Below are 24,940 nucleotides of genomic sequence, written 5' to 3' on the forward strand. Positions count from 1 at the left end.
AGGGAAGGACCCGTGCTTGCAACAAAGCGAAAAAAAACGCTGGGCATTATAAGCATTTTTTTTCGTCGGTAACGCCACCCGGACGTCCGTCGGGCCGGAGTGATTGAACGCAACGCATATTAGAGAGTCCGTAACTCACGGATAGTCATAGGGAATTGGTAGTGCTACGACTCTTCAATAAAAAAGCCCATACGCTTTTGGGGATAGACATCAGTTCCACGTCGGTGAAGCTGCTCGAGTTGAGCCGCCAGGGTGACCGCTACCGTGTCGAGTCTTACGCGGTCGAGCCGTTGCCGGCCAACGCCGTGATCGAAAAGAACATCGCCGAGCTCGAGGGCGTGGGCCAGGCATTGTCACGGGTGCTCGCCAAGGCCAGAACACCCTTGCGTAACGTGGCGGTGGCTGTAGCGGGGTCGGCGGTGATCACCAAGACCATCGAGATGGACGCCGGACTTTCCGACGACGACATGGAAAACCAGCTCAAGATCGAAGCCGATCAATACATTCCTTATCCGCTGGACGAGGTGGCCATCGACTTTGAGGTCCTGGGCGTTTCACCGCGCAGCGCCGAGCGGGTCGAGGTGCTGTTGGCCGCCTGTCGCAAGGAAAACGTCGAAGTTCGCGAGGCTGCGCTGGCGCTCGCCGGGCTCACGGCCAAGGTGGTCGATGTGGAGGCCTACGCGCTGGAGCGCGCCTTTGGGCTGCTTGCCACGCAACTGGCCGCGTCCCAGGAGCGGCTGACGGTGGCGGTGATCGACATCGGCGCCACCATGACCACCCTGAGCGTGCTGCATAACGGGCGCATCATCTATACCCGCGAACAATTGTTCGGCGGTCGCCAGCTCACCGAAGAAATCCAGCGCCGCTACGGCCTGTCACCCGAGCAGGCCGGGCAGGCAAAGAAGCAGGGTGGCCTGCCGGACGATTACCTCGGTGAGGTCCTGCAACCTTTTCGCGAGGCCCTGGTGCAACAGGTATCGAGGTCCTTGCAGTTTTTCTTCGCCTCGGGCCAGTACAGTGCGGTGGACCACATCCTCTTGGCTGGAGGCACCGCCTCGGTCGCGGGCCTGGACCGGCTGATCGAACAGCGCCTGGGCACGCCGACCCAGGTGGCCAACCCGTTTTCCAACATGGCCCTGGGCAGCAAGGTCAACGCCGGTGCCCTGGCCAGTGACGCACCGGCCTTGATGATTGCCTGCGGGCTGGCCCTCAGGAGCTTCGACTGATGGCGCGGATCAACCTTCTTCCCTGGCGAGAGGAGCTGCGTGAGGAGCGTCGCAAACGCTTTTTGCTGGCATTGGTGGGCGCATTGGTCGGTGCGGTGGGCCTGACGCTGATTGCGGTCCGCTACCTGGACAGTGCCATTGACCACCAGATGGCTCGCAACAGTCATATCAGCGAGCAGATAGCCGTGCTGGACGAGCGCATCAAGCAGATCAGCGAACTCAAGGCCCGCCGCCAGCAACTGCTGGAGCGCATGCGCATCATCCAGGACTTGCAGGGTAACCGGCCGGTGAGCGGGCGCATCTTCGATCAACTGGCGCGCACCCTGCCTGACGGGGTGTATTTCACCGAAGTGAAGATGGAAGACAAGACCCTCTCCATCAAGGGCGCGGCGGAATCGAACAACCGGGTCTCGGACCTGATGCGTAACCTGGACTCATCGGACCTGTTCGATGCGCCCAGCCTGACGGAAGTCAAGGCCACCACGGCCGGTCAGCTCGATCAGGCCAACGTCTTCCAGCTGACGGTTCGCCAGACCCGTCCGGCCATTGTCGAGGACGCCCAATGAAGCCGGGAGAGTGGTTCGAAGCGCTGCGCAAGATCGACATCAGTGAGCTGGATACCAACAACATTGGCTCCTGGCCGATGCCGGTCAAATGGTTGAGCGGCATCCTGTTGGTCATCCTGGTGCTGGGGTTGGGCTACAACTTTGCCTTGAGTGACCTGGAGAACCAACTGCAGCAAGTGCGCGGAGAAGAAAACACCCTCAAGGCACAGTTTGCGGGCAAAGCTCACATGGCCGCGAACCTGGAGCGCTACACCGAACAGATGAAGCAGATGGAAGCCTCCTTCGGCGTGCTGTTGCGGCAATTGCCCAGTGACACCGAAGTGCCAGGCCTGCTGGAGGACATCACCCGTACCGGTCTGGGCAGTGGTCTGGAGTTCGAGGAGATCAAGCTGTTACCGGAGGTCACCCAGCCGTTTTACATCGAACTGCCGATCCAGATTACGGTGACCGGCGACTATCATGACCTGGCAACCTTCGTCAGCGGCGTTGCCGGACTGCCACGGATCGTCACCCTGCACGATTTCGACATCGCCCCGATGGAGCCCGACGCAGGAGCGAAACTGCGCATGAGCATCCAGGCCAAGACCTACCGGTACAACGAGCAGGAGGTGCAGCCATGAAGTCGGCTTGGCGCATTATCCTGCTGGCGGGGCTGGTCGTGCTGGCGGGCTGCAACAACGATAACGGCTTCAGCGACCTGGACGCCTACATGAACGAAGTGCGGCTGCGCCCGCCCGGCAAGATCGAGCCAACGCCGACGTTCAGGCCTTACGAAACCTTCACTTACAGCGCCGCCGACCTGCGCAGCCCGTTTTCACGGCAGGTCAGGGTGGATCAGGCCGGTCGCCAGAAGGGTGCACGCAACGTCCGGCCCGACCCGACTCGGGTCAAGCAATACCTGGAAGGCTTCAACATCGAGCAGTTTGAAATGGTCGGGACGATTTCCAACGTCAGCGGCTCCTTCGCGCTCCTGCGCGGCGCGGGCGGGGTGCACCGGCTCAAGGTCGGTGACTATCTGGGACGCAACGACGGGCGGATCGTCGGCATTAGCGCCACCCAGGTCGAGGTGGTCGAAATCGTTCCTGATGGCGAGGGCGCCTGGCTGGAACGGCCACGGACCATTCCTCTGAAAGAGCACTCAATAGTGGAACTCGAACAATGAACAGGTTTTTTTCAGCCCTCGGTATTTCGCTATGGATAGCGCTGTTGTCGCCGATGGTTCATGCGGTCAATCTGAAAACGCTGGATGTCGCGGCGCTGCCGGGGGACCGCATCGAGTTGAAACTCACCTTCGACGGGCCGCCCCCTGCGCCTCGGGGCTACACGACCGAGCAGCCGGCCCGGATCGCTCTGGATCTGCCGGGGGTGACCAGCCAGTTGGCCCACAAGAGACATGATCTTGGTGCTGGCAATGCGCGAAGCGCCACGGTGGTCGAGGCGGCTGATCGTACCCGTCTGATCATTGGCCTTACCCAGCTTGCGCCCTATACCGCGCGGGTGGAGGGCAACAGCCTGCTCGTGGTGGTCGGCAAGGGAGCAGTTGCCAGCGCTACTGCCCAGGCGCCACGCCCGGCGGCTCCCAGCGCTGTGCCCACCAGAGCCAGTGCGCCGGTGGGCAAGGCGATCCGAGGGGTAGATTTCCAGCGCGGCACCCAGGGCGAAGGCAACGTGGTGATCGATCTGTCGGACCCCTCGATCGCCCCGGACATCCAGGAGCGTGAAGGCAAGATCATCCTCAACTTCGCCAAGACCCGGTTACCCGAACCGCTGCGCGTGCGCCTGGACGTCAAGGACTTCGCCACCCCGGTGCAGTTCGTCAATGCCAGTGCCGGCGCCGACCGGGCCACCATCAGCATCGAACCCAGCGGTACTTTCGATTACTCCACCTACCAGACGGACAACAAACTGACCGTCAGTGTCCGACCCATGACAGTCGAGGATCTGCAAAAACGCGATGCCAGTCGCGAGGCCTACAGCGGTGAAAAGCTGTCCCTCAACTTTCAGGACATCGAGGTGCGCTCGGTCCTGCAACTGATTGCCGATTTCACCAACCTCAACCTGGTGGCCAGTGACACGGTGCAGGGCGGCATTACCCTGCGCCTGCAAAATGTGCCTTGGGACCAGGCGCTGGACCTGGTGCTCAAGACCAAAGGGCTGGACAAGCGCAAGGTCGGCAATGTGCTGCTGGTCGCCCCCGCCGACGAAATCGCGGCCCGTGAGCGCCAGGAACTCGAATCCCAGAAGCAGATTGCCGACCTGGCGCCGCTACGGCGTGAGCTGTTGCAGGTCAACTATGCGAAGGCTGCGGACATCGCCAAGCTGTTCCAGTCGGTGACCAGCGCCGAAGCCAAGGCCGATGAGCGCGGTACGATCACGGTCGATGAGCGAACCAACAACATCATTGCCTACCAGACCCAGGACCGGCTCGACGAACTGCGCCGGATCGTGGCGCAGCTGGATATCCCGGTGCGCCAGGTGATGATCGAGGCGCGGATTGTCGAGGCCAACGTTGACTACGACAAGAGCCTGGGCGTGCGCTGGGGTGGATCGATCCAGAACAAAGGCAACTGGAACACTTCAGGGGTCACCACCGGCGACTCCACCACCATCGGCACGCCGGGCAGCACCAGCACCAACCAGCCGTTTGTCGATCTGGGCGCGTCGGGCAATACCTCCGGCATCGGCATCGCCTTCATCACCGACAATGTACTGCTGGACCTGGAATTGACGGCCATGGAGAAAACCGGCAACGGGGAAATCGTCTCTCAGCCCAAGGTGGTGACGTCCGACAAAGAGACGGCAAAAATCCTCAAGGGCACGGAGATTCCCTATCAGGAAGCCAGTTCCAGTGGTGCCACCTCGGTGTCGTTCAAGGAGGCCTCGCTGTCCCTGGAGGTGACCCCGCAGATCACCCCGGACAACCGCATCATCATGGAGGTCAAGGTCACCAAGGATGAGCCGGATTACCTGAACAAGGTGAATGATGTGCCGCCAATCAAGAAAAACGAAGTCAACGCCAAGGTGCTGGTCAATGACGGCGAGACCATTGTGATTGGCGGGGTTTTCTCAAATACTCAGAGCAAGGTCGTAGATAAGGTGCCATTTCTTGGCGATGTGCCGTATCTTGGCCGCCTTTTCCGGCGTGATGTGGTTTCGGAGCAAAAATCCGAGCTGCTGGTGTTCCTCACTCCGCGTATCATGAATAACCAGGCGATTGCTGTGAGTCGTTGATTCTGTGCGAAATTTGATTCTTGTTGGGCCGATGGGCGCTGGAAAAAGCACCATCGGCCGTTTGCTGGCCAAAGAGCTGCGCCTGCCATTCAAAGATTCCGACAAGGAAATTGAATTGCGCACGGGTGCCAATATCCCATGGATCTTCGATAAGGAAGGCGAGCCCGGCTTTCGTGACCGTGAGCAGGCGATGATCGCCGAACTGTGCGCGTTCGACGGTGTGGTACTGGCCACCGGTGGCGGCGCGGTGATGCGCGAGGCCAATCGTCGGGCATTGCATGCCGGCGGACGAGTGGTCTATCTGCACGCCTCCGTCGAGCAGCAGGTGGGTCGCACCGCCCGGGATCGTAACCGTCCGCTGTTGCGCACCGCCGACCCGGCCAAGACCTTGCGCGACCTGCTGGAGCTGCGTGATCCGCTGTACCGGGAGATTGCTGATCTGGTGGTGGAAACCGACGAGCGGCCGCCGCGGATGGTGGTGCTGGACATTCTTGATCGCCTGCAGCAACTGCCACCCCGTTAATGCGTCGCGGGAAATGCGCTATCCTCGGCGTCCCGTCATGGCCCGCCGGGACGTGGCCGATGGCCATCGATTGACATCACAACAGGCACCGTGGACTTTCGTTAATTGCAGGCAGGACGCCTGATTCCATCTTCACTGTGGGGACACATGCAGACACTTAAGGTCGACCTGGGCGAGCGCAGCTACCCGATTCACATTGGCGAAGGTTTGCTGGACCGGCCCGACTTGCTGGCGCCGCATATCGCTGGACGGCAAGTGGCGATTATCTCCAACGAAACCGTCGCACCTTTGTATCTGGAGCGTCTGACCCGCAGCCTGTCGGCTTTCTCGGTCATTTCCGTGGTGCTGCCTGACGGCGAAGCCTTCAAGAATTGGGAAACCCTGCAGCTTATTTTCGATGGCCTGCTGACCGCGCGGCATGACCGCCGCACCACGGTGGTGGCCTTGGGCGGCGGCGTGATCGGCGACATGGCCGGTTTCGCCGCCGCTTGCTATCAGCGCGGTGTTGATTTCATCCAGATCCCCACGACCCTGTTGTCCCAGGTGGACTCGTCGGTGGGCGGCAAGACCGGGATCAACCATCCGCTGGGCAAAAACATGGTGGGTGCTTTCTACCAGCCCAACGTGGTGCTGATCGACACCGCGACTCTCAATACATTGCCCGCCCGCGAGCTGTCTGCGGGGCTGGCTGAAGTCATCAAGTACGGGCTGATCTGCGACGAACCGTTCCTGGGCTGGCTGGAAGAAAACGTCGACCGCCTGCGTGCGCTGGATCAGGCTGCGCTGACCTACGCTATCGAACGTTCCTGTGCGGCCAAGGCCGCGGTGGTCGGTGCCGATGAGCGCGAGTCGGGCGTGCGCGCCACGCTCAACCTGGGGCATACCTTTGGCCACGCTATCGAAACCCACATGGGCTATGGTGTCTGGCTCCATGGCGAAGCGGTTGCGGCCGGTACGGTCATGGCCCTGGAGATGTCCGCGCGTTTGGGTTGGATCAGTGAGCAGGAGCGCGATCGCGGTATTGCTCTGTTCCAGCGCGCCGGGCTGCCGGTGATCCCGCCCGAAGAAATGACCGAAGCCGATTTTCTCGAACACATGGCAATCGACAAAAAAGTGATCGACGGTCGCCTGCGTCTGGTGCTGCTGCGCCACATGGGCGAAGCTGTGGTGACCGACGATTATCCGAAAGAGGTTCTACAGGCCACGCTGGGAGCGGATTATCGCGCCCTGGCTCAGCTTAAAGGTTAATAAGATTCCGATGACTAGTTTGCATGCCGACGAGGCTTTCCTCGGCCATTTCCAGTTGAGTCATGACCCTTTCGCGCCACGGGTTCCAGGCTTCAAGTTTTTCCCCGCCCAACGCAAACCGGTTCTGGGCCAGTTGCATCACCTGGCGCGTTACAGCCAGCTGTTGCTGGTGGTCACCGGCCCTCAAGGCAGCGGCAAGACCTTGCTGCGCCAGGCCCTGGTGGCCAGCACCAACAAACAGTCGGTGCAAAGCGTGGTGGTGTCGGCCCGCGGCGCCGGTGATGCAGCCGGTGTGTTGCGTCAGGTGGCCCAGGCGCTGAATGTCGCCCAGGCTGAAGTCGGTGCGATTCTGGATCAGATCGTGCAACTGGCGCTGACCGGGCAGGAAGTCTATCTGCTGGTGGACGACGCCGAGCAACTCGACGAGTCGGCCCTGGAAGCCTTGCTGGCTCTGGCTGCCGGTGCGCCGGAAGGCCGTCCCCACGTCTTCCTGTTTGGTGAGTCGTCGCTGATCGCCGATCTGGAGCAGCTGAATCTTGAGCAAGAGCGCTTCCACGTCATTGAGCTGGCGCCCTACACCGAAGAAGAAACCCGTGAATACCTGGCCCAACGCCTTGAAGGCGCCGGTCGGGGCATCGAACTTTTCACCGCGGATCAGATCTCTGAGATTCACGAAAGCTCCGATGGCTGGCCTGGAAATATTAACCAGGTGGCCCGCGATGCTCTCATCGAAGTCATGATTGCCAGCCGCTCAGCGGTAAAGCGTCCAAGTATGGGGTTCAACATGCCGAAGAAACACGTATTGGCGATTTCCGCCGTCGTCGTGGTCGCGATCGCCGCCGCCTGGCTGATGCCGGGTCGCAGCAAGGCGCCGACCACCGGCGCACCCGCCAACGAGCAGGCACAACTGCCGCTGGGCCAGGACGCCGCGCAGCCCAATGGCGCTGCCCCGGAGGTGGAGTTCGCGGGTAACACCCAGCCGATGCCGCTGCCGCTGGTCGGCCAGTCGCAACCGGTCATGCGCAGTCCCTTGGCTGAGGCCGCTGGCGGTATCACCGAGGGTGATGACGGCGCGCCACCACCGATCGATGACACCAGCGATACGCCGCCAACCGTGACCACCAGCGCCCCACCGGCGGGTGTGCCGGCTGGCCCGGCGCCAACTCCAACTCCAGCCCCAGCCCCGGCGCCCGCTCCGGCTGCCAAGCCTGCGCCGGCTCCCGCCCAGGTGGCCACCGCCAAACCTGCTCCAGCCCCGGCCGCCAAGCCGGCCACTCAGGCCGCTGGCGGTAACTGGTACGCCGGTCAGGCTCCAGGCAGCTACGTGGTACAGATCCTCGGCACCAGCTCCGAAGCGTCTGCGCAAAAGTTCGTCAAGGAGCAGGGCGGCGAGTACCGTTATTTCAAGAAAATGCTCAACGGCAAACCGCTTTATGTCATCACCTACGGCAATTTCGCCAACCGTGATGCAGCCGTTTCCGCCATCAAGGCCTTGCCAGCGAAGGTTCAGGCTGGTAAACCTTGGCCTCGCACTGTCGCCAGCGTCCAACAGGAACTGGCAGCAACTCGCTGAAGATTCGGCGGCCTTACCCAGGCCGCCTCTCCCGGCACCTCAAAATTTCCGCAAGGGCGAGCGACCTTTCAGGCCGCGCGCCTTGTGGTGTCTGCGTCACAGTAGCGTTTGAGTCGCAGCGGTCGAACCCAAAAAAGTTTTGACTAGCACAGCGTATAGCTTTAAACCTTTCATAAATGCGACATGGATTTGCGACGTTTCGTCGTCAAATTTGTGAGCCCTTGTGTCGGTGTGTACAATGACCTCCCTTTTGCCCCCGCAAAGCTGGCGTACGTTCGGCGCGGCACGCAACTGGCTGAATTGAAAAGAAATTTGCCTCGATAAGAGGCAGCCTGGTGAGAAAGTGTCTATGAAAGCAGGTCTGTACCAACCAGATGAATTCAAGGATAACTGCGGTTTCGGCCTGATTGCTCATATGCAGGGCGAACCCAGCCATACCCTTTTACAAACGGCCATTGAGGCCCTGACCTGCATGACCCACCGCGGTGGGATCAACGCCGACGGCAAGACCGGTGACGGTTGTGGCTTGCTGATTCAAAAGCCTGACGAGTTCCTGCGTGCCATTGCCCAGGAAACGTTTGGCGTGACCCTGCCCAAGCAGTACGCGGTGGGCATGGTGTTCTTCAATCAGGACCCGGTGAAGGCCCAAGCGGCTCGCGAAAACATGAACCGCGAGATCCTGGCCGCCGGCCTGCAATTGGTGGGCTGGCGCAAGGTGCCGATCGACACCAGCGTCCTCGGCCGCCTGGCCCTTGAGCGTCTGCCGCAGATCGAACAAGTGTTCATCGCGGGCGAAGGCCTGAGCGACCAGGACATGTCGATCAAGCTGTTCAGCTCCCGTCGTCGTTCGTCCGTGGCCAACGCCGCCGACACCGATCACTACATCTGCAGCTTTTCCCACAAGACCATCATCTATAAAGGCCTGATGATGCCGGCGGACCTGACCGCCTTCTATCCGGACCTGAGCGACGAGCGCCTGAAAACCGCGATCTGCGTGTTCCACCAGCGCTTTTCCACCAACACCCTGCCGAAATGGCCGCTGGCCCAGCCATTCCGCTTCCTCGCCCACAACGGCGAGATCAACACCATCACCGGCAACCGCAACTGGGCGCTGGCCCGTCGCACCAAGTTCGCCAACGATCTGATGCCGGATCTGGAAGAGCTCGGCCCGCTGGTCAACCGTGTGGGCTCGGACTCCTCGAGCATGGACAACATGCTGGAACTGATGGTCACCGGCGGCATCGACCTGTTCCGTGGCGTGCGCATGCTGGTGCCGCCGGCCTGGCAGAACGTCGAGACTATGGACCCGGACCTGCGTGCGTTCTACGAATACAACTCCATGCACATGGAACCGTGGGACGGCCCGGCCGGTATCGTCATGACCGACGGCCGCTACGCCGTGTGCCTGCTCGACCGTAACGGTCTGCGTCCGGCGCGCTGGGTAACCACCACCAACGGGTTCATCACCCTGGCTTCGGAAATCGGTGTCTGGAACTACCAGCCCGAAGACGTCATCGCCAAGGGCCGCGTGGGCCCGGGCCAGATCTTTGCCGTGGACACCGAAACCGGCCAGATCCTCGACACCGACGCCATCGACAACCGTCTCAAGTCCCGTCATCCGTACAAGCAATGGCTGCGCAAGAACGCCCTGCGCATTCAGGCGACCATGGAGGACAACGATCACGGTTCGGCTTTTTACGACGTCGATCAGCTCAAGCAGTACATGAAGATGTACCAGGTGACGTTCGAAGAGCGTGACCAGGTGCTGCGTCCGTTGGGTGAGCAGGGCTACGAAGCGGTCGGTTCCATGGGCGACGACACGCCGATGGCCGTGCTGTCCCAGCGCGTGCGTACGCCGTACGACTATTTCCGCCAGCAGTTCGCTCAGGTGACCAACCCACCGATCGACCCGCTGCGCGAAGCGATCGTGATGTCCCTGGAAATCTGCCTCGGTGCCGAGCGCAACATCTTCCAGGAGTCGCCGGAACACGCCTCGCGTGTGATCCTCAGTTCGCCGGTCATTTCCCCGGCCAAATGGCGCTCGCTGACCAACCTCGACCGCCCGGGTTTCCAGCGTCAGGTCATCGACCTGAACTACGACGAAAGCGTCGGCCTTGAAGCGGCGATCCGCAACGTTGCCGACCAGGCTGAAGAAGCCGCGCGCGCCGGTCGCACCCAGATCGTGCTGACCGACCGTCACATCGCCCCGGGCAAGTTGCCGATCCACGCGTCGTTGGCCACCGGTGCGGTGCACCATCGCCTGACCGAAAAAGGCCTGCGTTGCGATTCGAACATCCTGGTGGAAACCGCCACCGCTCGCGATCCGCATCACTTTGCGGTGCTGATCGGTTTCGGTGCCTCGGCGGTGTATCCGTTCCTGGCCTATGAAGTGCTGGGTGACCTGATCCGTACCGGTGAAGTGCTGGGCGACCTCTATGAGGTGTTCAAGAACTACCGCAAAGGCATCACCAAGGGCCTGCTCAAGATCCTCTCGAAGATGGGGATCTCGACCATCGCTTCGTACCGCGGTGCGCAACTGTTCGAGGCCATCGGCCTGTCCGAAGAAGTCTGCGAGCTGAGCTTCCGTGGCGTGCCGAGCCGCATCAAGGGTGCGCGTTTCGTCGACATCGAAGCCGAACAGAAAGCCCTGGCGGCCGAAGCCTGGAGCCCGCGCAAGCCGATCCAGCAAGGCGGCCTGCTGAAGTTCGTCCACGGTGGCGAATACCACGCCTACAACCCGGACGTGGTCAACACCCTGCAAGCCGCCGTGCAGCAGGGCGACTACGGCAAGTTCAAGGAATACACCTCGCTGGTGGACAACCGTCCGGTGTCGATGATTCGCGACCTGCTCAAGGTCAAGACCCTGGACACACCGCTGGACATCAGCGAAATCGAGCCGCTGGAATCGGTGCTCAAGCGCTTCGATTCCGCTGGTATCTCCTTGGGTGCCTTGTCTCCGGAAGCCCATGAAGCCCTGGCTGAAGCCATGAACCGCCTCGGCGCGCGTTCCAACTCCGGCGAAGGCGGTGAAGACCCGGCGCGCTACGGCACCATCAAGAGTTCGAAAATCAAGCAGGTGGCCACCGGTCGCTTCGGTGTGACACCGGAGTACCTGGTCAACGCTGAAGTGCTGCAGATCAAGGTTGCCCAGGGCGCCAAGCCCGGCGAAGGCGGCCAACTGCCCGGCGGCAAGGTCAACGGCCTGATCGCCAAACTGCGTTACGCAGTACCCGGCGTGACCCTGATCTCGCCGCCGCCGCATCACGACATCTATTCGATCGAAGACTTGTCGCAACTGATCTTCGACCTCAAGCAGGTGAACCCGAAGGCGCTGGTCTCGGTGAAGCTGGTGGCAGAAGCCGGCGTTGGCACCATCGCCGCCGGTGTGGCCAAGGCCTACGCCGACCTGATCACCATCTCCGGCTATGACGGCGGCACCGGCGCATCACCGCTGACCTCGATCAAATATGCCGGCGCGCCGTGGGAACTGGGCCTAGCCGAGACCCATCAGACCCTGCGCGGCAACGACCTGCGCGGCAAGGTCCGGGTGCAGACCGACGGCGGCCTGAAAACCGGCCTGGACGTGATCAAGGCGGCCATCCTCGGCGCCGAGAGCTTCGGCTTCGGCACCGCGCCGATGATCGCCCTGGGTTGCAAATACCTGCGTATCTGCCACCTGAACAACTGCGCTACCGGTGTGGCGACCCAGAACGAAAAGCTGCGCAAGGACCACTACATCGGCACCGTCGACATGGTGGTGAACTTCTTCACCTACGTCGCCGAGGAAACCCGCGAGTGGCTGGCGAAGCTGGGCGTGCGCTCGCTCGAAGAGCTGATCGGCCGTACCGACCTGCTGGAAGTGCTCGAGGGCCAGACCGCCAAGCAGCATCACCTGGACCTGACGCCGTTGCTGGGCAGCGATCTCATCCCGGCGGACAAGCCACAGTTCTGCCAGGTTGATCGCAACCCGCCGTTCGACAAGGGTGAGTTGGCCGAGAAGATGGTCGACATGGCCGCTTCGGCGATCAACGACCTCAGTGGTGCCGAGTTCGACCTGGATATCTGCAACTGCGACCGTTCCATCGGCGCGCGGATCTCCGGCGAAATCGCGCGCAAGCACGGCAACCAGGGAATGGCCAAGGCGCCGATCACCTTCCGCTTCAAGGGTACCGCAGGCCAGAGCTTCGGCGTCTGGAACGCCGGTGGCCTGAATATGTACTTGGAAGGCGATGCCAACGATTACGTGGGCAAGGGCATGACCGGCGGCAAACTGGTCATCGTTCCGCCCAAGGCCAGCGTCTACAAGACTCAGGACAGTGCCATCATCGGCAACACCTGCCTGTACGGCGCCACGGGCGGCAAGCTGTTCGCCGCCGGCACCGCGGGCGAGCGTTTCGCCGTGCGTAACTCCGGGGCCCACACTGTGGTGGAAGGCACCGGTGATCATTGCTGCGAGTACATGACCGGTGGTTTCGTCTGTGTCCTGGGCAAGACCGGTTACAACTTCGGCTCTGGCATGACCGGCGGTTTCGCCTACGTGCTCGACCAGGACAACACCTTCGTTGACCGGGTCAATCACGAACTGGTGGAAATCCAGCGGATTAGCGGCGAGGCGATGGAAGCCTACCGCAGCCACTTGCAGCGCGTGCTGGACGAATACGTCGAGGAAACCGACAGCGAGTGGGGTCGTGAACTCGCCGAAAACCTCGATGACTATCTGCGTCGTTTCTGGCTGGTCAAGCCCAAGGCTGCCAACCTGAAATCGTTGCTTTCCAGCACCCGTGCCAACCCGCAGTGATATGCGCCTGAAGAGTTTGATGAGGTTTTAACAATGGCTGAACGTCTGAGTAATGACTTCCAGTTCATCGATGTCGGGCGCAAGGATCCGAAGAAGAAACTGTTGCGTCAACGCAAGAAAGAGTTCGTGGAAATCTACGAGCCTTTCAAACCCCAGCAGTCGGCCGACCAGGCCCACCGCTGCCTGGGCTGCGGTAACCCATACTGCGAATGGAAGTGCCCGGTGCACAACTTCATTCCCAACTGGCTGAAGCTGGTGGCCGAGGGCAACATCCTCCAGGCCGCCGAGTTGTCCCACCAGACCAACACCCTGCCGGAAGTCTGCGGCCGGGTGTGTCCGCAGGACCGCCTGTGTGAGGGTGCATGCACCCTCAACGACGGTTTTGGCGCGGTGACCATCGGTTCGGTGGAGAAGTACATCACCGACACCGCGTTCGCCATGGGCTGGCGCCCGGACATGTCCAAGGTCAAGCCGACCGGCAAGCGCGTGGCGATCATTGGGGCCGGCCCGGCGGGCCTGGGTTGCGCCGATGTGCTGGTGCGCGGTGGCGTGACCCCGGTGGTGTTCGACAAGAACCCGGAAATCGGCGGCCTGCTGACCTTCGGCATCCCCGAGTTCAAGCTGGAAAAGACCGTGCTGAGCAATCGTCGCGAAGTCTTCACCGGCATGGGCATCGAGTTTCGCCTGAACACCGAAGTAGGCAAGGACGTGACCATGGAGCAACTGCTCGAAGAGTACGATGCCGTATTCATGGGCATGGGCACCTACACCTACATGAAGGGCGGCTTTGCCGGCGAGGACCTGCCGGGCGTCTACGACGCGCTGGACTTCCTGATCGCCAACGTCAACCGCAACCTGGGCTTTGAAAAGTCGCCGGAAGATTTCGTCGACATGAAAGGCAAGAAGGTCGTGGTGCTGGGCGGCGGTGACACGGCGATGGACTGCAACCGCACTTCGATTCGCCAGGGCGCCAAGTCGGTGACCTGCGCCTATCGTCGTGACGAAGCGAACATGCCCGGCTCGCGCAAAGAAGTGAAGAACGCCAAGGAAGAGGGCGTGAAGTTCCTCTACAACCGCCAGCCGATCGCCATTGTCGGTGAAGACAAGGTCGAGGGCGTGAAGGTGGTCGAGACCCGTCTCGGCGAACCGGACGCCCGTGGCCGCCGCAGCCCTGAGCCGATCCCCGGTTCCGAAGAGATCATCCCGGCCGATGCCGTGGTCATCGCCTTCGGCTTCCGCCCAAGCCCGGCGCCGTGGTTTGAGCAGTTCAGCATCCAGACCGACAGCCAGGGCCGCGTCGTGGCCCCGGAACAGGGCCAGTACAAGCACCAGACCAGCAACCCGAAGATCTTCGCCGGCGGCGACATGGTTCGGGGTTCCGATCTGGTGGTGACGGCGATCTTCGAAGGCCGCAATGCGGCGGAAGGGATTCTGGATTACTTGGGGGTCTGATCATTTCCTGAATGGGAATGCAATCAAATGTGGGAGCGAGCTTGCTCGCGATAGCGGCGAATCAGTCGACGAAAATGTTGAATGTGATGCCCTCATCGCGAGCAAGCTCGCTCCCACAGTGGTTTTAGGTGTTGCCTGATACCGCGACAAATTGCCCCGATAGATAAAAGGCACGGCTCTTGCCGTGCCTTTTGCGTCGCGCTCTGAGAAAATGCCCGCACTTTTTTTCCGGATGCCGACATGACTGCCCTGAAGAACGACCGTTTCCTCCGCGCCCTGCTCAAGCAACCCGTAGACGTCACTCCCGTGTGGATGATGCGTCAGGCCGGTCGCTACTTGCCGGAATACCGCGCCAGTCGGGCCAAGGCCGGCGACTTCATGAGCCTGTGCATGAATCCCCAGTTCGCCTGCGAAGTCACGATGCAGCCGCTGGATCGTTACCCGCAGCTGGACGCGGCGATTCTGTTTTCCGACATTCTCACCATTCCCGACGCCATGGGCCAGGGTCTGTACTTCGAGACCGGCGAAGGCCCGCGCTTCAAGAAAGTCGTCAGCACTCTGGCCGACATCGAAGCCCTGCCGATTCCCGATCCGCAGAAGGACCTGGGTTATGTCATGGACGCGGTCAGCACCATCCGTCGAGAACTCAACGGTCGCGTGCCGCTGATCGGCTTCTCCGGCAGCCCCTGGACCCTGGCCACCTACATGGTTGAAGGCGGCTCGTCGAAAGACTTCCGCAAGACCAAGGCGATGCTCTACGACAACCCGCAAGCCATGCACCTGCTGCTGGACAAGCTGGCCCAGTCGGTGACGTCCTATCTCAACGGGCAGATCCTGGCCGGTGCGCAAGCGGTGCAGATCTTCGACACCTGGGGCGGCAATCTCTCGGCGGCGGCGTACCAGGAGTTTTCCCTGGCCTACATGCGCAAGATCGTCAGCGGCCTGATCCGCGAACATGAAGGTCGTAAAGTACCGGTGATCCTGTTCACCAAGAACGGCGGCCTGTGGCTGGAAAGCATCGCCGATGCCGGTGCCGACGCCCTGGGCCTGGATTGGACCTGCGACATTGGCAACGCCCGCGAGCGTGTCGGCAGCAAAGTCGCTCTGCAAGGCAACATGGATCCGACTGTGCTTTACGCCAAACCGCAAGCCATCCGCACCGAAGTCGGGCGCATCCTCGCCAGCTATGGCAAGGGCAGCGGTCATGTGTTCAACCTTGGCCATGGCATTACGCCGGAAGTCGATCCGGAACACGCCGGTGCTTTCCTGCGCGCGGTGCATGAGTTGTCGGCGCAATACCACGACTGATCGTAGCTCGCTCATCCAGCCTGTCGGGATTCGTTCCAGGCAGGCTTTTTTTTGCCTGCTAATTATTCAATGAAACAAGTTGGCTATCTTTGTCGGTTTATCTGTTTTCTTTTGTTTAGTAACTAACTTTGCCTGTAAGAAGTTTTTCTTCTGGACTCGGAAAAATAGATTCAGGGATTGTTCCTTCTATTTACCTCGATCTGGCAGCCCACCCGACATCGGCTCGACCTGGCCGAGCGTCAGTATTGGCAGCAGGCCGAACTCGCTGCCCGGATCCAGCGCCTGGAACCCACCGGCGCTACGACCGCCACGAGCTCTTTGTCCGTCAGGATCAACGACAGTGCGACGGCCGCGGGGCTGGAGCTGGCGGAGCTGGAGATCGACGGTGATTCGTTACGGCTTGCCGTCAGTGGCGATGCCAATCGACTGCTCGACTGGCTGGACCGACACGAGCGGGACGGCGCCACCTTGCAGGTGCTGAGCCTGGAAGTGCGCAACGGTGTCCTGGACGCGCGGATGGTGTTGGGGCAATGACTTGAGCGGCGGGCCAGCGTCTGAACAGTGTCCGCTCAAACCTGAGCGTTGCCCGGCAACACCGGCAACTTCGCCAGTTTCACCGCCACCAGCAACGCCACCACCAGCAAGCCGCCGATGAACAGGCTGACACCGTTCCATCCGCCCAGATGCCAGGCTAACCCGCCAGCCGTACCTGCGACGCTGGAGCCGGCGTAGTAGCTGAACAGGTACAACGACGAGGCCTGTCCCTTGGCTTTGGTTGCGCGGCGGCCGATCCAACTGCTGGCGACCGAGTGAGCGCCGAAGAAGCCGAAGGTGAACACCAGCATGCCCAGGATCACCAGCCACAGCGGCGTGGTCATGGTCAGCGCAAGACCGGCCAGCATCAGCGCGATAGTCGCCCAGAGCATTTTGCGACGGCCGTGTTTGTCGGCCAGTGCGCCGACTTTCGCCGAGCTGTAGATACCCGACAGGTAGACCACCGAGAGCAACCCGACAAAGGCCTGGTCCAAGTGATAAGGCCCGGCTAGCAGGCGATAGCCGATGTAGTTGAACAGCGTCACGAATGCACCCATCAATACGAAAGCTTCGAGAAACAATAGCGGCAACCCGGCATCGCGAAAGTGCATGGTGAAACCGTCCAGCAAGCTGCGCGGATGCAGCGAGCGGGGGCGGAAATTGCGTGACTCGGGAAGAATCCTCCAGAACACCGCCGCCGCGATCAAGGCCAGGCCACCGACCACCAGCATCGCGGCGTGCCAGCTGACGAAGTCAATCAGCACCCCGGCGATCAAGCGGCCGCTCATGCCTCCGATGGCGTTGCCGGCGATGTACAAGCCCATCGCCAGGCCAATGTGCTTGGGATGGATTTCTTCACCCAGGTAAGTCATCGCGACTGCCGCCACGCCGCTCAATGACAGCCCCACCAGGGCACGCAGCACCAGTACACCCTGCCAGGTCGGCATCATCGCGCTGGCAATGGTGCACAACGCCGCGGCAAACAGCGCCGCGACCATCACTGACTTGCGGCCGATGCGATCGGAAATCGGGCCGGTGATCAGCAGCCCGACGGCGAGCAGGCCGGTCGCCACCGACAGGATCAGACTGCTCTGGGCGGCATTGATGGAAAACTCTTCGGAGAGCAGCGGCATCATCGGTTGCACGCAATACAACAGGGCGAAGGTCGCAAAACCGCCACAAAACAACGCCAGCACCGTACGCATGAACAACGGTGTGCCTTTTTCGATGTAGATGTCTTTGCGTCCGGTGACGCCATCATCGGCAGGCGGAGGGATCTCATGGGCCAGTGGAGCGACAGCAGTTTTCACGGTGAACCTCGCAGGAGCACGACCAGGCAGGCAATGGAAAAAGCATATAGCCGGTTAATGTTTCTATCCAATATATTGTTCGACCTGTTTAAGACGTTCTACGACCTATTGGATTGCTTATGGAACTGCGTCATCTGCGTTACTTCATAGCCGTTGCCGAAGAACTGCATTTTGGTCGCGCCGCGCTGGCGCTGGGCATCTCCCAGCCGCCCCTTAGCCAGCAGATCCAGGCACTGGAGCAAGAGATCGGCGCGCGGCTGTTCAATCGCACCAATCGTCGCGTCGAACTGAGTGAAGCCGGACGATTGTTTCTCGAAGAAGCCCGACAGGTGCTGGCCCAGGTCGACAAGGCCGCCGATGTCGCGCGTCGCGCAGAGTTGGGCGAACTGGGCGAGCTGAAAATCGGCTTCACGTCATCGGCGCCTTTCAACTCCACCATCCCCCAGGCGATTTTCACGTTTCGCCAGCGCTTTCCCGCTGTACACCTGAACCTTCGGGAAATGAGCAGCACCCAAGTGGCTGACGCCCTGGTGGACGAGGCAATCGAGGTGGGCATCATGCGGCCCTTGCCGCTGCCCGACTCCCTGCGGGAGATCGAATTGAGCCGCGAGCCGCTGGTGGCCGTGCTCAGTTCCAAGCATCCACTGGCCCAGGGCAGCGAAGGGGGCCTGTTCCTCTCTGCACTGGCCCAGGAACCGTTCGTGTTCTTCCCCCGCAGCTACGGCAGCGGCCTCTATGCACAACTCCTGAGCCTGGCCCGCGACGCCGGCTTCAGCCCGAACTTCGCCCAGGAGGCCGGTGAGGCCATGACCATCATCGGCCTGGTGGCGGCGGGGCTGGGCGTCTCGGTCCTGCCGGCGTCCTACCAGCGCATGCGTATTGACGGCGTGGTCTACCGGCCACTGCTCGATCCGGCGGCAATGTCGGCAGTGTGGCTGGTGCAACGCAAGGATCAGTGCTCGCCGATGGCAAGGGCGTTTGTGGAGTTGTTGACTAATGTCGTGGATTTGTCTGTTTCTTAGAGTAGGTACCGATGACTCCATAAAGTTGAAGTTGGTAATAAATGTAAAGGCAGAGAGTGATTAAGAATATGCTGAAAATCTGCAAGTGGTGTGGGGATGTCCAGTAGCTTACATGGTGGACCAATATGGCTACGGTTAAAGCGGTGGAGACGTAGCTCGCGAGCTTTGTGAGGAGGTTGCTGGGCGAATTGTTTATTTTTTTCAAGCGATAAGGGTGCTGGAAGAGAAGGCATAGTAGTGATATGAGTAGGGTGCCAATAATCGCTGAAAATGGGATGGCGATAATATCATGGTCGGCAGCGTAAAGATTGTTTGTGAAGTTCGAGTATAAATTGTAGCCGCCGATGAATGGAGTGGTTGAAAGGCTGATTAAATAGAGCGATAAATAGTTGTGGGTTTTCATGATTTATCTCATTGTCGATAACAAAGTGTTGCCCATGGTCATGGCGTTTCGCTTAAAAATTCGGGGTCTGGAAACCCTTCCCTATCAAGTGTATTTTGTGTTCGCCTGATATATCGATTTCGTAACTTTTTCCTGGTAGAACCCTGCCGGCGGTAGTTAATTGTTCCAGTGCCAGCGGTCTATTGCTTTTATTAAAATCATAAAAATCATGGTAGGCCTTGACTGTTCCCAGAAATTGCCAGGAGGTGTCCTTGTGGCGAATGAAGTCACCTTCGACGCGAAGAGTGATTCGCCCCAGATAAGCACCACTGATCCAACTGTCTCTACCGGTGTCATAACCCACCTTTGGATCCACGAGGTGATACTTTCCGGGTGTCTTGGTATGTTCAATGGTCTGTTTTAATAAAGACAGGTTGTGTTCTTTTATTTGTAAGCCAATGCTATTTATGTCGACTTCGAGCTTCTCACCCTTCCCCCATAAATAGTGTGCTAATGCTTTTACTGGGCTGAATGTGCCTCCAGATAATTTTGGTGTTTCGAGTTTGAATGTTGTACTGCGGGCGTATTTTGAGTTGGCCACAGCGATGATGGCTTCTCTAGACGTAAAGCCGCTTCTTTCAAGCGCATCAGCCAGGCTGAAGCTAATCATTTTGTTTTTAAAAAATACATCATTTATACGCCAGTAAGGTGCTACCCAGCCGCGCTCTTTTTCGACAATTCGCCATATGTCTTTTATTGCGCCGTAGGCGTTTTTATGGTTTATGGCTTTGTCGAGGATTCTAAGGTTGAAGGTGAAATCATCCAGTCCCGTTTGAGTTTTTATAAGGTCGGTTATGTAGAGGTCATCATCTTCTGTCAATACGTCGGGTTGAGGAGGTGGATATATATAAGTTCCGTCAATGATAATTCCGTCCGTAGACCAGTATCCACCTAAGGAACCTCTCCAAGTGCCCGTGATATCAGTGGCGGGTAAAGTGATTTCTTTCTGTTTCATGGTTCAAATCCTTTTGAGTTTAAAGTCTGAGGTTTTGTAGTTTTGTAGTTTTGTATGTTTGTCTGGACTTTTACTTAAGCATAGGGCAGGAGTTGGCTCAATGACCTAATGGCCGCTTGGGAAATGGATTACGAAAGTTGCGGAAGTTGCCTGCCTAGGCTTGGCGACGAATTCAGTACCCTCCTGAGAAACAGACCAGGCGCAGCGAAATCCTGGCAGAAGCAAAACCCATGACCGAACAACTCACTCGCTGGGACTCTGCCGAGTACCTCAAGACCGAAGAGGACATGGCTAACTACCTGGACGCATGCATGGAGGAGGCAGGAGACGATCCTGCATTCATCGCAAAGCCTTGGGAACCATTGCACGAGCTCGCGGAATTGGCCCGTGATGCCGGGCTGTCCCGGGAAAATCTTTACCGCGCCTTGTCGGGGGAAGGAAATCCTGAGTTCGGCACTATTTTGAAAAGTTGTCAAAGCGTTGGGACTGAAACTGCATGCCAGCACCTGAACAGGTCAGCATGATGAATGACAAGCCAGTCTGTTTGTGAAGGGCGCCATAAGGCGCCCTTCTTCGTTACAGCCTCAGCATCGGCCCAACTATTTACCGTATTCCTTAACCCTCCCAAACCGTCGCAGGCCTATTGACGTGATAGTCATAAAACCCTTGAAGGGTCCAGGTATCGCCCTTGCGTTCAAAGGCAGCGCGCCATGCGCCTCTGCCACTCCCGGGTGACAGTTGCGCCATGTCGTACCAGTAATACCGGTTGATGCGCTTGGTGGTGACCCGGCCTGCACGAATGTCAGCCATGATTTCCGTTATTTTCGTTTTGGCTGCCTCAGTAAAAGTGTCATATGACATCTGTGACTCGGCCAGCAGGCTGGTGCTTGTCGAAAATTTGTCTGCGACAACCGGGCCTTCCGCAACAGCGAGGGGGGCGGTCGCGGCCGCAGGCTTGCCGGTGACTTTCTTCGTCGGGACTTGGGTCACGACCTCGATATCAAACGTGTCGTAGTTCGAGAGGTTTTTACTGAAGTTCGTGATGTCCTCGCCGGTGACCAATAACGTTTTCCGCTGCGACTTGCCCTTGTTGACGATGACATAAGGAATCTTATGGTTGCGGATTTCGGTCAGGAGGCCGGGCTTGTGTCTTTTTTTCATCTCGTCCCTGAACGCGCTGAGTTTGTTACTTTTATACGCCCGGAAATTTTCAGGGTTCTGTTTATATTGTTCCCTGGCCGCTTCCACCTCGGGTCCCGTCCCTGAGTACCGCTCGCCCAGATCGACCCAAACGCGCTTTTCCGCTGCCTCGACCACGTCATGAATATCGTCCTGGATTTTAGTCATGGCGGCTTTCTTTTTCCCCTGTTCAGGGATGATGGTAATGAATGACGCGCCGGTGAGATTGTCGGGCAAGGAGGACATCATCATCTTGAAGTTGCCTTCGCTGTCGAAAAGCTCCCTTTTCAGCGGCAGGGTCATGTCGAATACTTTTATCTTTTGAGCGGACGTCAGCTGGATCCCTCTTGCCTGGGAGTCGATGTCTCTGGTGCAGTAGTCGACGGCCTGCCATACGTTGTATTTATACAGCAGGCTGTCGTGGGCCTTTTTATGTTGCGTGAGGTCCTGGTGTCCTTTGTTTATCCAGTTTATTCGTGAGCGATAAGTGTCTATGTCGCGTACGTGGATGTCATTCATGCTCTCGCGCACGATACGCTCTGCCAGTTCCTCGGGCATCGAGTAGATGACTTTTTTTGCCGTATTCACCACTGCCCGAGACGGCCACTGATGGTCGACGAGGACGCCCTCTACCAACGCGTTATAGGTTTTCTGTTGCGGGGTTTCCGGAGTCCGACCGAACAGGCTTTGTATGACTCCACCACCGAGCAGCCGTTTTGGTTCTTCGATCTGCCAGCGGCCATTTTCCCAGGTTACCGTCCGCTGGTCGGTACGGTTGTTCGGCCCGTAGATGATTCGTTCGCCTGCTTGTATGGCGGTTTTGCAGTAGTCCTTGCCCAGCTTCAGATAGCCCTGCCCACCGGCGTCCCTGTACCGATTGCGCCCCTCGGGCACCAGTCCCTTGCCGTCGAACCCTTTGAGGATGAACGGTTCGAGCTCCGGGTCCGGCATGCGGGGCAAGGCTGAGAGCGCCGGGCGAGGCTTACCTCGGCGCCGTGCCGCGCGGGACATGATCAGGTCCTGACCGCCCTCTGCCAGTACCTCACCGAGCCCGCTGATAAGATCACTCGTCCACTGGCTGAAGCTGCCCCCTTCATCCTTTATCGCCGACACCGCAGCGCCGCCGGTCATCACGGGCAGAATCGCGCGGCCCAGTACCCCACCCAGCCGGCCTGCATAGAACATTGACATCGCCCCCGTCAGTAGCATGACTGCAGTCCTGCGCCCATCTTGTGCCGCTGTGCTGTCGCGCTCGGCGTTGGTCACGGTCAGCAGGTCCGCCGTCTGGATCGCTTGGGTGATCTGCGTCTCATGCAGCGCTTTGAAAAGGTTGCCTTTAACCACGGGCGAATAGACTTTCAATGCGAAGTCGTCCTGAACCCTGTGCTTGATCCAGGAGAACGTGGGTTGCGTCACTTTCTTGATCTTCTCGTTGAGGGTCAGGTTTTCCGCGGACGGCACCAGGCTGGCAAGCTGATCGGCTTGCTTGAGCAGCGGCAGGTGCGAAATCAGCCAGCGGGTCATTTCCGGCGTGGCGGTGAGCGTCCGCACCAGGGCCGCCTCCAGCTCCCGGTCGCTTGCCGCATCGACGTCCCTGAACTGCTTGCCGTCCGGTGCTTCTGGTGTGTACAGGGTCAACGAAGGCCGGCTGCCAAGGGTCTTCACCCCAAAGGCCAGCAGCTCCTTGAGTACGCTGTCACCCCACTGGATCTGGCGGACCACCACCTCATGTCCGTTGACCTTGCTGCGCCCCTGCGGCGTCGGGCTGTCCAGTGCCGCCAGCACCAGGTTCAGCCCGGTATTGTCCTTGTCGTGGGTAAAGTCGCCCGAGATATGGGCGGCCCACGCCTGCGCCCGCATCTGTTTGGCCTTCAGGGACATCCACTGTGCTTGCTGTTCCCGGGCTGCGAGCTGCAACGCGGGCGAGAGCCGGGCACCGATGTTTGCCCGTTCAATGACTTCTACAATCTGCGCAAAACTCAGCGGACCTTCCACCGTGGTGTCGCTGGCCGTGCGTTCCTCCGGCGTCAGGTTGGACATTGCCCACTGCGTCAGGGAGCGGCGGTCATCAAATAGGCCCTTCACCTTGCCCGACGAGAGCCCGGAGCCGAATGGCGACTCGCCTGTCGGGGCGTGCGGATCGAGCAGATGCTTGCGGATACTCAGAGAGACCTGGTCAGGATCGACCGGTGGGTACTTCTCCTTGATGAACCTGGCAAGCAGGGTGCGAGTCCGGTCATGAAGGGCGTCAGGGGTTGCCAGGGTGACCGGGTCCGGCGGTGGTGGCGAATCTGTCAGGGTTTGCTGCAAGTCCTGCACGGCCTTCCACCAGGCCAGACGGTCGCTGCCGATAACGTTAGGGTCGCGGTGCAGCCAGTCGTGCAGTTTTTTCCGGTTCAGCCGTAACTCGCGCTCGTCCATGGCGCCGGACAGATCCAGCTTGTGCCTGAGGTCCGCCGCCGCATCTATCCTGGCCATCCAGGTGGTGAGACTCTCTCCCTCTGCCGGGCCGCTGGATAGAACCTCGCTCACGGCGGTTTTCTGCGCCGCTCGCAGGTCAGTGACCAGGCGAGCGAGAAAGTTCTGCGCCATTGACGCCGTGCTCACCGTATCCTGAGTGCGGTCTTCCACCAGGCTGGCCTTCAACGCCGTCAAGTCAGCGTAAACCTCCAGTGGGCTACCCGGGCTGCATAGCACCGCGCCCCCCGGATGATCGGCATTATCATGCTGCGTCAGCGCAACCGCCCCCGGCATCGGTACGCTGAACCCCCACCCTTCGGGGGTCAGATTCAAACCGTAGACCCCGGGCCGGACACGCTCCGCCAGCTTGGCACGGGACGCGCCGTCCGGCGCCGACAGGGCGAAGTCCGCCACCGCTTTGTGCATCGGCAGGCTCAACACAGCGTCCAGCCGGTGGAGATCCGCCTGTGCCTTGAGTTGCGTGCCGAACTCATCGGCCAGCCAGTCGCTGACACTGCGGCCTTGGCTGAACTCGGCAGGTTTATCCCAAAAATGCTCCAGCGCCCGCTCCAGCAGTCGTGCATGAGACGCGGGCGTGACGCTTATCCGCCGCCTGATCTCTTCCTTTGCGTCACGACTATTGAGGACTGCCGGCATTTGCGTGGCATCGTCCTTACCCGTGACGATGTCGATATTGTCCAATTCGAGGAAGAACTCGCGCGCGTTGATCTCGCCGGCGATCGCGCGCCAGAAAAGCGTATCGAGGGGAACAGTCTGCACCACCGTTCGTTTTGAAGTCGGCTCGTCCTGCCGCCGGCACACCAGTATGTCTTTGGCTACCAGAGTGTTCGCCAGGCTGGGAAAGGCTTTCGCCAGCCAGTACTCCATATGTTGGGCTGTCACCTTCGACGGACGGGGAACGGCGCCGTTCAGGTGGATCATCTGCTGCTGCGAGGCATTGAGCCGGTTTATCAGCGCAGCGCTTGTGGCCATGGCACTGTCGGCCTGTAACGGGTTGTCTTCCAGCATGTTCTCTTCCTGAGAAATTTTCGGAAGGAGCAACCTATGGGAGAAGAACGCAGGCAGGGTGGTAGATAGATACCGCCTGCAGCG

At 59.8% G+C, this 24,940-nt stretch carries 16 protein-coding genes and 1 pseudogene; 14 read left to right on the top strand and 3 right to left on the bottom strand.

The window, feature by feature from the left end; all coding sequences use genetic code 11:
• The first annotated feature begins 161 nt into the window (after window positions 1–161).
• The 12 genes from AC3I65_RS01560 (at window position 162) to AC3I65_RS01615 (ending at window position 16,459) form a co-directional block, all read left to right on the top strand.
• On the top strand, window positions 162–1,226 hold the full coding sequence (locus AC3I65_RS01560; protein ID WP_488523416.1) for a pilus assembly protein PilM: 1,065 nt from the start codon (window positions 162–164) through the stop codon (window positions 1,224–1,226).
• Window positions 1,226–1,792, top strand: coding sequence for a PilN domain-containing protein (locus AC3I65_RS01565; RefSeq protein ID WP_047225967.1), 567 nt, complete (start codon window positions 1,226–1,228; stop codon window positions 1,790–1,792). The genes AC3I65_RS01560 and AC3I65_RS01565 overlap by 1 nt, the downstream gene beginning before the upstream one ends.
• Window positions 1,789–2,412: a type 4a pilus biogenesis protein PilO gene (gene pilO, locus AC3I65_RS01570; RefSeq protein ID WP_047225966.1), complete on the top strand. Its 624-nt coding sequence runs from the start codon at window positions 1,789–1,791 to the stop codon at window positions 2,410–2,412. The genes AC3I65_RS01565 and pilO overlap by 4 nt, the downstream gene beginning before the upstream one ends.
• Window positions 2,409–2,954, top strand: coding sequence for a pilus assembly protein PilP (locus AC3I65_RS01575; RefSeq protein ID WP_488523417.1), 546 nt, complete (start codon window positions 2,409–2,411; stop codon window positions 2,952–2,954). The genes pilO and AC3I65_RS01575 overlap by 4 nt, the downstream gene beginning before the upstream one ends.
• Window positions 2,951–5,023: a type IV pilus secretin PilQ gene (locus tag AC3I65_RS01580; RefSeq protein ID WP_047225964.1), complete on the top strand. Its 2,073-nt coding sequence runs from the start codon at window positions 2,951–2,953 to the stop codon at window positions 5,021–5,023. The genes AC3I65_RS01575 and AC3I65_RS01580 overlap by 4 nt, the downstream gene beginning before the upstream one ends.
• A 4-nt stretch (window positions 5,024–5,027) precedes the next feature.
• Window positions 5,028–5,546, top strand: coding sequence for a shikimate kinase AroK (aroK, locus tag AC3I65_RS01585; RefSeq protein WP_003196983.1), 519 nt, complete (start codon window positions 5,028–5,030; stop codon window positions 5,544–5,546).
• Window positions 5,547–5,693: 147 nt separating this feature from the next.
• Entirely contained in the window at window positions 5,694–6,794 is a 1,101-nt protein-coding gene (aroB, locus tag AC3I65_RS01590; RefSeq protein WP_047225963.1) for a 3-dehydroquinate synthase, read from the top strand.
• A 10-nt stretch (window positions 6,795–6,804) separates the two neighbouring features.
• Complete coding sequence (locus tag AC3I65_RS01595; protein WP_173407468.1) at window positions 6,805–8,367, top strand: AAA family ATPase; 1,563 nt, start codon at window positions 6,805–6,807, stop codon at window positions 8,365–8,367.
• 349 nt (window positions 8,368–8,716) lie between these two features.
• On the top strand, window positions 8,717–13,165 hold the full coding sequence (gltB, locus tag AC3I65_RS01600; protein WP_047225961.1) for a glutamate synthase large subunit: 4,449 nt from the start codon (window positions 8,717–8,719) through the stop codon (window positions 13,163–13,165).
• A 33-nt stretch (window positions 13,166–13,198) separates the two neighbouring features.
• On the top strand, window positions 13,199–14,617 hold the full coding sequence (locus AC3I65_RS01605) for an FAD-dependent oxidoreductase (protein WP_047225960.1): 1,419 nt from the start codon (window positions 13,199–13,201) through the stop codon (window positions 14,615–14,617).
• Window positions 14,618–14,857: 240 nt separating this feature from the next.
• Entirely contained in the window at window positions 14,858–15,925 is a 1,068-nt protein-coding gene (gene hemE / locus AC3I65_RS01610; RefSeq protein WP_047225959.1) for a uroporphyrinogen decarboxylase, read from the top strand.
• Between the two features lie 177 nt (window positions 15,926–16,102).
• A complete protein-coding gene (locus AC3I65_RS01615; protein ID WP_218575788.1) occupies window positions 16,103–16,459 on the top strand; it encodes a type II secretion system protein M in 357 nt (118 codons plus the stop codon).
• A 35-nt stretch (window positions 16,460–16,494) separates the two neighbouring features.
• On the opposite strand, the gene AC3I65_RS01620 is transcribed toward AC3I65_RS01615, so the two are convergent.
• The gene (locus tag AC3I65_RS01620; RefSeq protein ID WP_256677059.1) at window positions 16,495–17,748 is read right to left on the bottom strand and encodes an MFS transporter; all 1,254 of its coding nucleotides are present in this window, start codon (window positions 17,746–17,748) and stop codon (window positions 16,495–16,497) included.
• A gap of 140 nt (window positions 17,749–17,888) precedes the next feature.
• On the opposite strand from AC3I65_RS01620, the gene AC3I65_RS01625 reads away from it, so the two are divergent.
• Complete coding sequence (locus tag AC3I65_RS01625; RefSeq protein ID WP_173407467.1) at window positions 17,889–18,791, top strand: LysR family transcriptional regulator; 903 nt, start codon at window positions 17,889–17,891, stop codon at window positions 18,789–18,791.
• A 455-nt stretch (window positions 18,792–19,246) separates the two neighbouring features.
• Here AC3I65_RS01625 and AC3I65_RS01630 read toward each other — a convergent pair whose 3' ends face one another.
• Complete coding sequence (locus tag AC3I65_RS01630; RefSeq protein ID WP_173407466.1) at window positions 19,247–20,188, bottom strand: lipid II-degrading bacteriocin; 942 nt, start codon at window positions 20,186–20,188, stop codon at window positions 19,247–19,249.
• A gap of 230 nt (window positions 20,189–20,418) precedes the next feature.
• Here AC3I65_RS01630 and AC3I65_RS01635 point away from each other — a divergent pair.
• A pseudogene (locus tag AC3I65_RS01635) lies at window positions 20,419–20,698 on the top strand (addiction module antidote protein).
• Between the two features lie 105 nt (window positions 20,699–20,803).
• Here the strand turns inward: AC3I65_RS01635 and AC3I65_RS01640 are convergent.
• Window positions 20,804–24,856, bottom strand: a complete 4,053-nt coding sequence (locus AC3I65_RS01640; RefSeq protein ID WP_488523418.1) for a dermonecrotic toxin domain-containing protein — start codon at window positions 24,854–24,856, stop codon at window positions 20,804–20,806.
• Window positions 24,857–24,940 lie beyond the last annotated feature (84 nt).

The organism is Pseudomonas sp. N-1-13 (genome assembly GCF_057787095.1).

What these genes read in the sequence shown, in the direction of transcription:
- AC3I65_RS01565 (WP_047225967.1), top strand. Translation starts at nt 1,226, where the DNA reads ATGGCGCGGATCAACCTTCTTCCCTGGCGAGAGGAGCTGCGTGAGGAG.
- pilO (WP_047225966.1), top strand. Translation starts at nt 1,789, where the DNA reads ATGAAGCCGGGAGAGTGGTTCGAAGCGCTGCGCAAGATCGACATCAGT.
- AC3I65_RS01575 (WP_488523417.1), top strand. Translation starts at nt 2,409, where the DNA reads ATGAAGTCGGCTTGGCGCATTATCCTGCTGGCGGGGCTGGTCGTGCTG.
- AC3I65_RS01580 (WP_047225964.1), top strand. Translation starts at nt 2,951, where the DNA reads ATGAACAGGTTTTTTTCAGCCCTCGGTATTTCGCTATGGATAGCGCTG.
- aroB (WP_047225963.1), top strand. Translation starts at nt 5,694, where the DNA reads ATGCAGACACTTAAGGTCGACCTGGGCGAGCGCAGCTACCCGATTCAC.
- AC3I65_RS01595 (WP_173407468.1), top strand. Translation starts at nt 6,805, where the DNA reads ATGACTAGTTTGCATGCCGACGAGGCTTTCCTCGGCCATTTCCAGTTG.
- gltB (WP_047225961.1), top strand. Translation starts at nt 8,717, where the DNA reads ATGAAAGCAGGTCTGTACCAACCAGATGAATTCAAGGATAACTGCGGT.
- AC3I65_RS01605 (WP_047225960.1), top strand. Translation starts at nt 13,199, where the DNA reads ATGGCTGAACGTCTGAGTAATGACTTCCAGTTCATCGATGTCGGGCGC.
- hemE (WP_047225959.1), top strand. Translation starts at nt 14,858, where the DNA reads ATGACTGCCCTGAAGAACGACCGTTTCCTCCGCGCCCTGCTCAAGCAA.
- AC3I65_RS01625 (WP_173407467.1), top strand. Translation starts at nt 17,889, where the DNA reads ATGGAACTGCGTCATCTGCGTTACTTCATAGCCGTTGCCGAAGAACTG.
- AC3I65_RS01630 (WP_173407466.1), bottom strand. Translation starts at nt 20,188, where the DNA reads ATGAAACAGAAAGAAATCACTTTACCCGCCACTGATATCACGGGCACT.
- AC3I65_RS01640 (WP_488523418.1), bottom strand. Translation starts at nt 24,856, where the DNA reads ATGCTGGAAGACAACCCGTTACAGGCCGACAGTGCCATGGCCACAAGC.